Annotated in this window: 10 protein-coding genes; 1 reads left to right on the forward strand and 9 read right to left on the reverse strand. The window is 65.9% G+C overall.

What is annotated here, in order from left to right; all coding sequences use genetic code 11:
• The first annotated feature begins 29 nt into the window (after positions 1-29).
• A complete protein-coding gene (locus A5645_RS21850; RefSeq protein ID WP_065130997.1) occupies positions 30-1,043 on the forward strand; it encodes a cupin domain-containing protein in 1,014 nt (337 codons plus the stop codon).
• Here A5645_RS21850 and cysW read toward each other — a convergent pair.
• From cysW to A5645_RS21895, 9 genes are all read right to left on the reverse strand, one after another.
• Positions 1,012-1,827: a sulfate ABC transporter permease subunit CysW gene (gene cysW, locus A5645_RS21855; RefSeq protein ID WP_065130998.1), complete on the reverse strand. Its 816-nt coding sequence runs from the start codon at positions 1,825-1,827 to the stop codon at positions 1,012-1,014. The two genes, A5645_RS21850 and cysW, sit on opposite strands and share 32 nt — an antisense overlap.
• On the reverse strand, positions 1,824-2,657 hold the full coding sequence (locus tag A5645_RS21860; RefSeq protein ID WP_065130999.1) for an ABC transporter permease: 834 nt from the start codon (positions 2,655-2,657) through the stop codon (positions 1,824-1,826). Before A5645_RS21860 ends, cysW begins: the two co-directional genes overlap by 4 nt.
• On the reverse strand, positions 2,654-3,682 hold the full coding sequence (locus A5645_RS21865; protein WP_065131000.1) for a sulfate ABC transporter substrate-binding protein: 1,029 nt from the start codon (positions 3,680-3,682) through the stop codon (positions 2,654-2,656). Before A5645_RS21865 ends, A5645_RS21860 begins: the two co-directional genes overlap by 4 nt.
• Before the next feature lie 373 nt (positions 3,683-4,055).
• Positions 4,056-4,367 carry an STAS domain-containing protein gene (locus A5645_RS21870; protein ID WP_065035282.1) on the reverse strand — a complete coding sequence of 104 codons (312 nt, stop codon included), beginning with the start codon at positions 4,365-4,367 and terminating at the stop codon, positions 4,056-4,058.
• Positions 4,367-8,482, reverse strand: a complete 4,116-nt coding sequence (locus tag A5645_RS21875; protein WP_253867101.1) for a SpoIIE family protein phosphatase — start codon at positions 8,480-8,482, stop codon at positions 4,367-4,369. The genes A5645_RS21870 and A5645_RS21875 overlap by 1 nt, the downstream gene beginning before the upstream one ends.
• Before the next feature lie 79 nt (positions 8,483-8,561).
• Entirely contained in the window at positions 8,562-10,019 is a 1,458-nt protein-coding gene (locus A5645_RS21880; protein WP_253867102.1) for an MFS transporter, read from the reverse strand.
• Positions 10,020-10,058: 39 nt separating this feature from the next.
• Positions 10,059-10,454 carry a nuclear transport factor 2 family protein gene (locus A5645_RS21885; RefSeq protein WP_155768114.1) on the reverse strand — a complete coding sequence of 132 codons (396 nt, stop codon included), beginning with the start codon at positions 10,452-10,454 and terminating at the stop codon, positions 10,059-10,061.
• Positions 10,455-10,470: 16 nt separating this feature from the next.
• Positions 10,471-11,133 carry a DUF1345 domain-containing protein gene (locus tag A5645_RS21890; RefSeq protein WP_065131004.1) on the reverse strand — a complete coding sequence of 221 codons (663 nt, stop codon included), beginning with the start codon at positions 11,131-11,133 and terminating at the stop codon, positions 10,471-10,473.
• 12 nt (positions 11,134-11,145) lie between these two features.
• Positions 11,146-12,588, reverse strand: a complete 1,443-nt coding sequence (locus A5645_RS21895) for an FAD-dependent oxidoreductase (protein ID WP_065131005.1) — start codon at positions 12,586-12,588, stop codon at positions 11,146-11,148.
• Positions 12,589-12,593: the final 5 nt, after the last annotated feature.

The following is a 12,593-nucleotide window of genomic DNA, read 5'->3' on the forward strand; positions in this document are numbered from 1 at the left end:
GGAAGTAGGCGAGGCAAGGAGACGAGGCCATGACAATCACGACGGACACGCTGGACCCCACCATCCCGGCACCGATGGCCGATGTCGCCGAGTTCGGATTCGAGGGCAGGTTCGAGGACTGGGCCGATGACGCCCGCTACTTCGAGTACACCCAAGCCGCCGACCCCATCGGATCCGGGCACACCCCGCGGGTACCGATCGCCCAGTTCAGCTCCGAGCTTTACCAGGACCAGCCCACCGGCATCATCCCGCTGGACCTGTCCGATGACATGGGCATTACGACCGGTGACGCCACCAGCCCGGCGCTGCTGGCCAACTTTGTGCGGATCCGGGCCGGTGAGCAGATCGACACGAACCCGAACGCCACCTCGCAGCTGTACTACGTCCTGTACGGGCGCGGCATGGCAGCGGTGGACGGCCGGCTGGTCCAGTGGGAGAAGGGCGACTTTCTGACTCTGCCCGCAGGCGCGCACACGGTGTTCTACGCCGACGCCGACGCGGCGATGTACTGGGTGCACGACGAGCCGCTGCTGCGGTATCTCGGCGTCCGCGCCACCGAGCCGCGCTTCCGCCCCACCAAGTTCCATCGCGCGGACGCCGTCGCAGAACTCCAGCAGATCGCCGCGCAGCCCGGGGCCAACACCAAGAACCGGGTGAGCGTGCTGCTGGCCAACGCCGAGCAGCGGCAGACGCTGACCCTGACGCATGTGTTGTGGGCGATGTTCGGCGTGCTGCCGCCCGGCCGGGAGCAGCGCCCACACCGTCACCAGTCCGTCGCGCTGGACCTGATCCTCGACGCGCAGCCCGGTTGCTACACGTTGCTGGGCACCCGGCTCGACGACCGCGGTCAGATCGCCGACCCGATCCGGGTGGACTGGCAGCCCGGCGGGGCGTTCACCACCCCACCGGGAATGTGGCACGCGCACTACAACGAGTCCGGCGCGCCGGCACATCTGATCCCGGTTCAGGACGCCGGATTGCACACGCACCTGCGCAGCCTGGACATGCAGTTCAGCCGTCGGCGCTCCGCTTCCGGCGAATGAACAGGACCACCTTGACGATCAGGAAGGCGATGGCAACGCCCATCATCAGGGTCGACAACGCGTAGGCGCCGTAGACGTGCCCGCGGTTGTAGCGGTCGTTGACGAGCAAGGTGAGTGTCTGGGTACTGCCCGGCAGGTTGGATGACACCATGATGACCCCGCCGAACTCACCGAGCGTGCGCGCCACGGTAAGCACCACGCCGTAGGTGAGGCCCCAGCGGATCGATGGCAGTGTGATGCGCCAAAACGTCTGCCACCAGCTGGATCCCAGCGTTGCCGCCGCCTGTTCCTGTTCGGTGCCCACCTCGTTGAGCACCAGCTGCACCTCGCGCACGATGAACGGCAGGGTGACGAAGATGCTGGCCAGCACGATGCCGGGCACGCCGAAGATGATCCGAAAGCCGAGATCGCGCTCGATGAAGCCAAGCGCGCCGGCCGTTCCCCACGCCGAGATCAATGCCACGCCAACGATGATCGGAGATACCGCGAACGGCAGATCGATGATGGACTGCAACACCCCCTTGCCGCGGAACTTGTTACGGGCAAGCAACATTGCAGTAGGTACCCCGAAGATCACGTTGAGCGGCACCACGATCGCCAGCACCAGCAGGGACAGATGCAGCGCCGAGATGGCCGCCGGCGTGGTGATCCAGACGTAGAACTGATGGAAGCCGGGCCGGAACGTCCGCCACAGGATCAACGACACCGGGACGATCAGCATCACCACGATGTAGCCCGATCCCACGTAGCGGATCAGGTAGCGGGCCCATGTCGAGGTGGTCACTCGGCTCGCTCCTCGCGCTTGGTGGTTCGCCCGCTGATGACCCGCAGAACAAACAGGACGCCGAACGAGAGTGACAGCAGCACAATGGATATCGCGGCAGCTGCGGCGCGATCGTCGTTCTCGATCAAAGCGCGTATCCACTGCGACGACACCTCGGTCTTGCCCGGCACCGCGCCGCCGATCGTCACCACCGAACCGAACTCGCCGATGCACCGCGAGAACGCCAGACCCGCGCCGGACAGGATGGCCGGTAGCAACGCCGGCAGCACCACCGAAGTGAAAACCCTTGGTCCAGCGGCGCCCAAAGATGCCGCGGCCTCTTCTACTTCCCGATCGATCTCACGCAGCACCGGCTGAACGGCCCGAATGACGAACGGCAACGTCACGAAGGCCAGTGCCATCGCCACGCCGGGCGGGGTGTGCTGCAGGTGTAAACCGATCGGACTGCTCGCACCGTACAAAGCCAGCATCACCAGGCTGGTAACGATGGTCGGCAGCGCGAACGGCAGGTCAATGACCGCGTCCAGCAAGCCTTTCCACGCGAAATCGTCACGCACCAGCATCCAGGCGACCAGCACACCGAAGATCACGTCCAGCACCGTCACGACGACCGAGATGATCAACGTGACCTTGAACGACTCCAGGGCGGCGTGCGAGGTGACCGCGAGCCAGAAATGCTCCCAGCCTCCGCCGACTGCCTGCCAGGCGATCGCAGCCAACGGCAGTAGCACGATTACCGACAGCCACAACGTGGCGGCGCCGACCCGAAGTGAAGTGCTCGCCGGCGGTTTCGGCACCACCACGGCAGGACGGGGCAGAGTAGCCGTCATCCGGTTGCCTTCAGATAGAGCCGGGTGATGCTGCCGGAGTTGCGGTCGAACAGCTGCGTGTCGACGGTCCCCCAGCCGCCCAGGTCGGCGATCGTCCACAATTTCACCGGCACGGGAAACTGGTTCCGAAAATCGGCGGCGACGGCCGGATCGATAGGGCGAAAGCCAGCCTCGGCCCACAACCGCTGCGCGACCGAGGTGTACTGGAAGTTCTTGAACATTCTGGCCGCATTGAGGTGTGGGCTGGTGCTCACCACCGCTACCGGGTTCTCGATTTTGAAGGTCTGCGGCGGGTTGACGTGCTCGACCGCCTGTCCCTGCCGCTCGGCGGCGATGGCCTCGTTCTCATAGCTGATCAACACGTCACCACTGCCCTCGATGAACACATCCGTTGCCACTCGGCCCGATCCGGGCCGGAGTTTGAGGTGATCGCGCACCAGGCTGCCGATGAAATCGACGCCGGCCTGCGGGTTGCGGCCACCATTGCTCTTGACGGCGTAGGGCGCCAACAGATTCCACTTCGCCGATCCGGAGCTCAGCGGGCTGGGGGTGATGATCTCGACGCCCGGACGCAACAGGTCGTCCCAATTCCTGATGTTCTTCGGGTTGCCCTTGCGCACCACCAGCGTCACCACCGACCCGAATGGGATGCCCTTGCTGGCTTCGGTGTCCCAGTCCGCCGCGACCTTGCCGGCTTTGACCAGTCGATTGATGTCGGGTTGCACCGAGAAGTTCACGATGTCCGCCGGCTTCCCGGCCACCACGCCGCGGGACTGGTCGCCGGAGGCACCGTAAGAGGTGATCACCTGTACACCGCGCCCCTCCTCGGAGGCGTTGAACGCCGGAATCACCTTGCTCCAGCCCGGTTCCGGGACGGAGTAGGCGACCAGGGTGATGCTGGTGTTCACCGCGTCGATAAAGCCGCCGTCTATGGCGTCGCTGGCACCCCCGTGGCACGCCGCGACGAGACCGGTGATCGCAACCAGGACGGCGACATGTCGCCAGCGGGATGCGGTGCGAACCATGGACGGCCTTCCGACGGGAATTACGTATACGGATCCCGTTGCTGCGGAGAGGGTTTGCATGAGCTGCGTGTCGGCTCGACACCACACCACACCGCGCACGGGCACGGGAGTCAGCGACAACAGCGCACGACGGCGCGACGCTCCGAAACGCTCGCCTCCGTCTGCATGCGCGAAAGTTAACAGAGGCCACGGGCGTCGGCATGTCGAGCCGACGGCGTCAACTGGGGGGAGTCTATGGACGCGGGCAGGACGCGCCGCACGTCACGACGGGTCCCGGGTGGCTGGGCACCGCCGCCGTCGCGACTGGGCACACACCGAGTTCATATAAGTCACCGTGAGTCGAAGACGGTTACTGGCACGGTCTTTCAGGCCGTTACCCGCCCGCTTCGACGGTTGCAATCTTGCTGAAACCGCTCACCGTGAGCACGCGCACCAGCAACGGGTGAACTATCACGCGCAGGTTGTCGACCACGTCGGCATGATCGAAAAGTGCGTTGATACCGGCGCTGTCCAGATATCTGACCGCACTCAGATCGATGGTGATCGGATCACGGCTACCCCCGTTGGCCGCGGCGAGCGCGCGAGTGAAGACGTCGATGTTGCTCAGGTCGATCTCGCCGATGGCCGTCAATCGCGGCGTCCCGTCGGCGTCGCGGTCCGTGGTCAGCGTGAGCGGTGTGGCCATCAGGTGATCCTTGCGTACATGTGAACAGTCGTTCCCGCTTCACTGGAATGGATGCTGAGATCCTCCATCAGGACTCGCATCAGGTCGATGCCGCGGCCACGGCTGAATCCCGGAATTTCGGCCGGTGGCTTCCAGGCCCCAGTATCGGCAACGGTGACCTGTAACCGGTCGACGATCGCCGTCGCCCGCAATGAGACGGTGCCCGTGGGGCGGTCACGCAGACCGTGTTCGATCGCGTTGGCGACGGCTTCACCGGTGGCGACAAGTACGTCCTGAATCTGGTCTGGGTCGACTCCAGCCTGAGTCAGCCAGCTGCGCAAGGCAGCTCGGCTCGGGGCGAGTTCGCTGGCGTCCGCGGAGATCTCCATGGCCAAGGGCGCCGGTTGCCGATACAGCAGCATGGCTACGTCGTCTGGATAGCCACCGCCGGGCTCCAGCACGGACATGAGGTGATCCGCAACCTCTTCCAGTCCGTCTGAGCGGCCGTCCTGCACGACGTCGGCGGCCCGGGCCATGCCGTCGTCGAGTGACACACCGCGCCGCTCAATCAGGCCGTCGGTGTAGAGCAGCAGCGTCGCGCGCGGCGGCATGACCAGGTGGGTCTCCGGTCGGTTCCACTGCGGCCGAAGCGCCAGCGGCAATCCGTGCTCGCCGCCGAGCATGACCGTGGTGCCGTCGGCGTACACCATGATCGGCGGCGGATGCCCGGCGCTGGAATACACCAACTCGCCGGTGTCACGGCTCAGCACGGCGCAGAAGGCGGTGGTGCAGCGCGCCCCGGGCAGTCGCGCCGCGAAGCGGTCGAGCGCGCCCAGCGCGGCGCCCGGACTGGGCTGTTCGAGCAGCAGTGCGCGGCAGGCGCTGCGCAACTGACCCATGACGGTCGCGGCTGCCAAACCGTGGCCGACGCAGTCACCCACGATCAATGCCACGCGGTCGTCGTCGAGTTCGACGACGTCGTACCAGTCGCCGCCGACCTGCAGCGGGTGACTGGCCGGGCGGTAGCGCACCGCGAATCCGTCCGGCAACCGCGCCGGGCCGAGCATCGCATGCTGCAGTGCTACGGCGGTTTCCCGCTGTTCGTCCAGCTGGTAGACGCGCTGCAGTCCCTGGCTGAGCCGACCGCCCAGCACCGTGAGCAGGGTGCGATCCTCGCGGGTGAAGCGACGATGCTCGGACAGCTCCACCCAGACCACCAGCCGTCCCTGTGGATGCTGCAACGCAATGCCGGCCGCACCGGCTTCGGCGATGACGCTCAGCAGATCGGCGTCTCGCAGGGATTCGATCAGCTCCCGCTGGTGTGCTGTCAGCTCTGACCATTTGGCCGGCTCGCCGGCGCACAGCAGGTTCGGCGTGGGGTTCTCCGATAATTCGCCGGCAAACGTCGCACCCAGGACCCGCCGGGCCCGCCACACCCCACTCAGCACCTCGAGTGCACCCTGCAGCGCCTGAGGCAACGTATCCGCTTGCACCAGTTGCTGATTGAGACCGGCCAGGGCCGTTTGGCTTTGCACGGCGTAATGCTCGGCCGTGACGTCGCGGAACGTGCCGACCATGACTCGCTGTCCGGAGTCGGGATCGTTGGCGTGATTGAAACTGACGTTGATCCAGAGGCGATGACCGTCACGATGGGTGACCGGCACCGTGAAGGCTCCTTGCGTATTTGTCAACAGCTCGGCGAACGCAGCCTCGACCTGCTGGCGGGAGTCCGACTCGGCTTCGGCGTCCGGCCACCAGGGATGCACGGGTTCGTATGGCAGGTGTTCGGGCCCGTAGCCCAGGATTTCGGTGAAGGCAGCGTTGATCTCGACGACAGTGCCATCCTCGTCGCACACGAAGAACGCCTCCTGCAACGAGTCCACCAGCGCGGTGCGCCAACGAGCGTGATAGTTGCGCAGACGCGCCAACTGAACGTTGGCACGCACCCGGGCCAGCAGGTCCGCCGCAGCGAAGGGTTTGACCAGATAATCGTCGGCTCCGGCCAGCAGGCCTTCGACCGAGGCTTCCTGGCCGGCACGCGCGGAGAGCAGCAGCACCGGCAGTGCGGCGGTGCGCGGATCCTTGCGCAGCGCCGCCAGGAGCTGTAAACCGTCCAGGCCCGGCATCATGACGTCGCTGATGACCAGATCGGGCAGCCGGGATCGGATCGCCTCCAACGCCAAAAGGCCGTCGCCGTAACCACTTACCTCGTAACCCGAGGCGGCGAGCAGGCTGGATAGGTACTCGCGCATGTCGACGTTGTCATCAGCGATCAGCACGCGCGCCCGCAGGCCTTCGCGTTCGCCGTGAGCGGCCGCAGGCGCGAGGGCGGGCACAGCCGGAGTGCTCCCGGTCTCCCCCGGCAGCCAACGTAGCGCCTCCTGCACGTACGGTGCCGCGATCACCCCGGTCGCCGAGCGGGTCTCCGACGGTGGGGCGAGATCCTCGGTCGGAAGGTGAGCCGAACCGAACGGCAGCCGCACGGTGAAGTTGGTGCCGGCTCCCTCGCGGCTGTCCGCAGTGATGGTGCCGCCGTGCAGGCTGACGAGCTCTTTGACCAGAGCCAGCCCGATACCGCTGCCCTCGGCCGAGCGGGCCCGCGCGGATTCGATGCGGTGGAAACGCTCGAACAGCCGGGGCATCTCGGCGGACGGCACCCCGATCCCGGTGTCGCTGACGGTGACCACCGCTTGACTGTCGCGGGTGACCCGGACGCTGATCTCGCCGTCGAAGGTGAACTTCAGCGCATTGGAGAGCAGGTTCAGCACCACCTTCTCCCACATCTCGCGGTCCAGGTACACCGGCTCGCCCAGCGGCGGGCACTCCACGGTGAACGTCAACCCGGCCTGCTCGATCGCCGAGCGGAACACGCTGGCCAATTCGGCTGTCACCGAAGACAATTCGACGGGTTCAAACCGGGCTTGCATCCGACCGGCCTCGATGCGGGAGAAGTCGAGCAGCGTGTTCACCAACTTCGCCAACCGCAAACCGTTGCGATACACCAACTCCAGCTGTTGTCGGGCCGGCTCGTCGACACCGCCGGCCCCGCTGCGCAGCTGGTCGACCGGTCCGAGAATCAACGTGAGCGGCGTGCGGAATTCGTGGCTGATATTGGAGAAGAAGGTGGTCTTGGCACGGTCGAGTTCGGCGAGTTCTTCGGCGCGCCGCTGCTGAGTCTGGTAACTGCGCGCGCTACCCACCCCCGCGGCGATATATCCGGCCACCAGCTCGACGAAACCCCAATAGCCATCGTCGATTTCACGATGCCGGTTCAGCGCCGCGACCAGAAAACCAACGGGTGCGTCGCCGCGTTGCAACAGCGGCACCAGCAATACCTGAGTAGGCGGCTCCGTCCAGGCACCGGTCGGTAGTTCCATTGCGGCGCCGTCGACTTCGACCAGCTCGGGGTCTCCCTGTGCCACTTTCTGGATGGGCCAGACGCCACCTCCGTCGCGCGGCAGTGTTTCCGGAGCGGCGGAATGCCCACGCGGGATACCGCTGCCACCGGCGAGGTGCGCGTCGCCGTCGTTCCCGAACAGGTAGGTCAGCGCGAAGGGCAGATCGTATGGATTGTTCGTGAGTTGTTCGGCTACGAAATCGAGCATCTGCCGCTCGGTGCGGACCACGCTCGGGTCCGAACCCAAGTCCCGCAGCGTGGCCATCCGCCGTTCCGCGATTACCCTCTCGGTGTCTTCGCTGACGACACACAGCATGCCGACGACGCTGGCATCTTCGTCACGCAGCGGGCTATAGGAGAAGGTGTGGTAGGTCTCCTCGGGATAACCGGACCGCTCCAGGATGAGCATCAGTGCTTCGTCCCAGGTCGCTTCGGCGGTCGACAGGACGCGATCAACCCGCGGCCCGATGTCCGCCCATATCTCGGCCCAGACTTCGCTGGCCGGACGCCCGAGGGCCCACGGGTATTTCCGGCCGAGGGTGTCACGGCGGTAGGAGGCGTTGCAGAAGAAGGTGAGTTCCGGGCCCCAGCCCATCCACATCGGAAACTGGGACGACAGCAGGATGCTCACCGCCGTACGCAGACTTTGCGGCCAGTCCTCGACCGGTCCCAGCGGGGTGGACGCCCAGTCGACCGCGGCCAGATCGCGTCCGATCTCCTGGTCTGCGCGGAAGACCACTGGCGTCCCTCTCAGGTGGGGTTTCCCGTGGAATGGTCGTGCACTGTTGGCTCAATGCGGTCGGACATTTACCCGGCGTTTAGTATGTCGAACCTTCGTTGCTGGCCGACAGAGGGGTAGCGATGTCTTCCAGCGACCTGCCCTCGGCGTCGACCGCCAGGAACCAGGCGACCAGACCACCGGCCGTCATCACCACAGCGCCGAGCAGATAGCCCAAGAACAGGGGCAGCGATTCCTTGGCGTCGCCGATGAGCGCGCCGTAGATCACCGGCCCGAGGGCGCCGAAACACTGGGCGATCGCGAAGAACACCGCAATGGCCTTAGCACGGACCTCCAGCGGAAAGATCTCGCTCACGGTGAGGTAGGCCGCGCTGGCGCCGGCCGAGGCGACGTAGAAGATGACGCACCAGGCGATGGTCTGGGTGATGGCGTTGAACACCCCGGCTTGGAACAACGCTGCGCTGACCGCGAGTAGCAGCCCGGACAGCCCGTAGGTGCCGGCAATCATCTTCCGGCGGCCGATCGTGTCGAAGAAATGACCAATGGTCAACGGTCCCAGCAGGTTCCCTACCGCGAATGCGATCAGGTAGAGCGGTGTCGACGCCGAAGGCACGCCGTAGAACTTGCCCAGCACCAGGGTGTAGGTGAAGAAAATAGCGTTGTAGAGAAACGACTGGCTGATCATCAACGTGGCACCCAGCACAGCGCGGCTCGGGTAGTCGCGGAACAGCACCCGGGTCAATGCGAGGTAGCCGATCTGTTCGGCGGGCCGCAACGAGATGGCCTTGGACTCGTCGACCTCTGGCAGCGTCGTCCCGGTCGCCCGCACCTCCTGCTCGATGTAAGAGATGGTGTGCTCAGCTTGCTCGGTGCGTCCGTTCATGACCTGCCAGCGCGGGCTTTCCGGCAGGTTTCGCCGAACCAGCACGATGACCACGGCCAGCACCGGGCCGATGAGGAAGGCCAGCCTCCAGCCCGGACTCAGGTCGATGACCTTGAGGAAGACGAAGGTGCCCAACGTCCCAAGGACGGCGCCCGCCCAGTAGGTCCCGTTGACCGCTATGTCGACGCGCCCGCGGTAGCGCGCCGGAATGAGTTCGTCGATCGCTGAGTTGATGGCCGCGTATTCGCCGCCGATGCCTGTTCCCGCGATGAACCGGGTGATGTACAGGAACACGAGCCAGCCCGCGCTGTTGCCCAGCGTGAAAGCGGTGAGGCCGCTGCCGACCAGGTAAACGGCCAGGGTGATCATGAACAGGTTTCGCCGGCCGAGCTTGTCGGACATGCGACCGAAGAACAGCGCACCGATCACCTCTCCGGCCAGGTAGACGGTGGCGAGGAACCCGACCGCCGTCGACGAAAGGTGCAGGGTTTCGGGTTGGGTCAGGGTGTCGGCGACCGCGCTGGCCACGGTGATCTCCAGCCCGTCGAGTATCCACGCCACCCCGAGCGCCACCACCAGCCGCGTATGGAAGGGCGACCAGGGCAACCGGTCGATGCGGGCGGGAATCAGGCTGCGGATGGGGGCGTCAGGCACACGTCCTCGTTCCCGTCGAACAGCTGTCGGAAACCTCATTCATGCGGTGCGTCCCCCCGGTGGCTGCGCGTACACGCGTTCGCCGGTGATGAGGTCGTCGTCGTCAAAGCCGAAGATTGCCCAGAGCCGGACCTCGAACGGTTCACCGGTCGCGACCGGGGCGCCGCGCAGCCAGAACTCGATTAAGACATCCCCGTCGTCGAGGTGAGTGAGTTCGATGAGCTCGTTGGTCTGATTTGGCACCGCGGTGCGGCCGTCAAGCCAGAACTGCATCACCTCGTCGGGGCCGTCGAACACCGTGCCGTCCGGCAGTTCGTAGCGGGGGTGACTGAAGGTGGCCATGGTGCGGTCCCACTGCTGCACGTTCTCGCTTTGCATATGCTCGATGACCACCGCTGCCCTGCGGGCTCTGCGCTCCTCGTCCGACCCCGTCATGGGTGTTCCCTTCTCGTCATCCCAGCGGGTTTCCAAGCCCGACAACAAGATTGATGGTGACGGCGAGGATCACCGCTCCGAACAGATAGGACAGCAGGGCCTGGCCCAGCGCGATGCGGCGCAGTTGGCCGGTCTGCAGATTCGTGTCAGAGACCTGGTAGGTCATGCCGACGGTAAATCCTAGATAGAAGAAGTCGAAGAATCGCGGATTTTCGGTGCCGTCGAAGTTGATTCCGCCCGCGGAGTTCGAGTAGTAGACGTCGGCGTAGCGGAGGCTGAACACGGTGTGGACGACGCACCACGCCGCAATGATGCTGACCACCCCGACGCCGGCGGCGATGTTCTTCTCCGCCCCCGCCTTTGAACCGGCGGCCAACAGTTGCGCGACGCCGGCCAGACTCGCCACGCTCGCCGTCAGGAGGACGGCGTCGGTCATCCAATGACGTGGCGGCGCCTCGGGCCGCACGTGCTCGCGCGTCTTGTCGGCATCCATCGGCAATACGACCAGCCACGTCCACACCAGATAGACACCGGCCGCGGCGATCCAGCCCGCGCTCGACGCGTACTCCCAGCCGGCGGTGAATCCCATCAGGACGAGAGCAGCGGCACCGAGCAGGAATGCCACCAACAGGCGCGGGAGAACGTGGGTGCGCCAGGGCGGTCGGGCCGGGTGTGTCATGAGGCTCTGGCCTCAGAAGTTCAAGCTGGAGAACATGATTCGGTTTGGGTCATACTTCTGCCGGACCGCGCTGAGGCGGGCCAGGTTCGATCCGAAGTACCGTGACGCCGGTTGGTTGGCCTCGATGTAGTTCACATAGCCACCGACCGAGGACCCGCGTACCGCTTGGTGCGCGGTATTCAGCCAGCCGGTGGCCGCCGATGGCGAACCCGTCTCGACATACCACTGCACCAGCGCGGCCTGTTGCCGCCACGGGAAGGCCGTGGCCGTAGGTGCCACGGTGGCCAGCGCGCCGTCCAGCGCATGCATGATCACCAGCCCGCGGCCCGCCTCGCGAGAAAACTCCTCGACCGCCTTTGCGATGCCCTGCGCCGCAGCCGCGTTGATGACCGGCAGCACGTCGGACCCTCCGACATATCCCAGCGGCGACGGATTGAGATTGTTGACGGCCAGATACCGGACGAGATCCAGATAGTTGAAGGTGTGATGCTCGGTCCCGGTCGGTTGCAGGCCAACGGTTTTCACGATCGCGCTCTCCACGCTGGCTCCGGACCCGGCCGGGCAGGTCGCCAGGATGCGGCAGCTCGTTCCCATCCCGTCGATCGTGGCATCCGCCAGTGCCCAGCTGTTCTTGTCGGCGGTGCGCAGCCAGTTCTGCCACCCGACCAGCACCTGGGCGAATGATTGCGCGGGGAAATTGAGATTGACGGCATCGACGTCGCTGGTGGCGAAGGTGGCGAACGTCATCGACGTCGTTACCCCGAAGTTGCCTCCCCCGCCGCCCCGCAGCGCCCAGAACAGGTCGGGTTGGCTGCTTGCCGACGCGGTGACGGCCTGGCCGCCGGGCAGTACCACCGACGCCGAGGTCAGCGCGTCGGACAACAGGCCGGCGTGCCGGGACTGTGCGCCGAGGCCGCCGCCGAGTGCGTGTCCGGATACGCCGACGGATGGGCAGGTGCCGGTCGGAATCCCCCGCCCCGCCGCGGCCAGTGTCTGATGCACCGCGTACAGGCTGGTGGCGGGCGTGACCGTGACGAGGCCGGTGGCGGCGTCGTATTTGATGTCCCCGGGGAGTTGGCGCAGGTCGAGCACCATCGCGCCGTCGGGCGTGGACGCTCCCACGTACGAATGCCCACCGCTGCGCGGCGCGACCTTGAGATTGCGCGCGGCGGCGAACGCCATGGCCTTCTGCACATCCGCGGCCGACGTCGGGACGACCACCGCGGCGGGCGTCGAACCGTTGTAATTGGTGTTGAAAACACTTTTGGCCGTTGCGAATTGACCGTCACCAGGGGTAAGCACCTGTCCGCCGATGGCGAGTCCGCTCCAGCCGGAGGTGGCCGGGTCCGCGGTGGCGCGCACCGAGCCGAAAACCGTGCCCGCGGCCAACGCTCCGGCGGCAGCCCGCAAGAACGTCTGCCGCGAGATCTCGCGCGGTTTGCGCGGTACCGTCATGCCCG

The organism is Mycobacterium asiaticum (genome assembly GCF_001673635.1).
In the GTDB taxonomy this organism is placed as follows: domain Bacteria; phylum Actinomycetota; class Actinomycetes; order Mycobacteriales; family Mycobacteriaceae; genus Mycobacterium; species Mycobacterium asiaticum_C.

Excerpts from the sequence above, each read along its gene's own strand:
- A5645_RS21850 (WP_065130997.1), top strand. The coding sequence starts at position 30 with ATGACAATCACGACGGACACGCTGGACCCCACCATCCCGGCACCGATG.
- A5645_RS21860 (WP_065130999.1), bottom strand. The coding sequence starts at position 2,657 with ATGACGGCTACTCTGCCCCGTCCTGCCGTGGTGGTGCCGAAACCGCCG.
- A5645_RS21865 (WP_065131000.1), bottom strand. The coding sequence starts at position 3,682 with ATGGTTCGCACCGCATCCCGCTGGCGACATGTCGCCGTCCTGGTTGCG.
- A5645_RS21870 (WP_065035282.1), bottom strand. The coding sequence starts at position 4,367 with ATGGCCACACCGCTCACGCTGACCACGGACCGCGACGCCGACGGGACG.
- A5645_RS21885 (WP_155768114.1), bottom strand. The coding sequence starts at position 10,454 with ATGACGGGGTCGGACGAGGAGCGCAGAGCCCGCAGGGCAGCGGTGGTC.
- A5645_RS21890 (WP_065131004.1), bottom strand. The coding sequence starts at position 11,133 with ATGACACACCCGGCCCGACCGCCCTGGCGCACCCACGTTCTCCCGCGC.
- A5645_RS21895 (WP_065131005.1), bottom strand. The coding sequence starts at position 12,588 with ATGACGGTACCGCGCAAACCGCGCGAGATCTCGCGGCAGACGTTCTTG.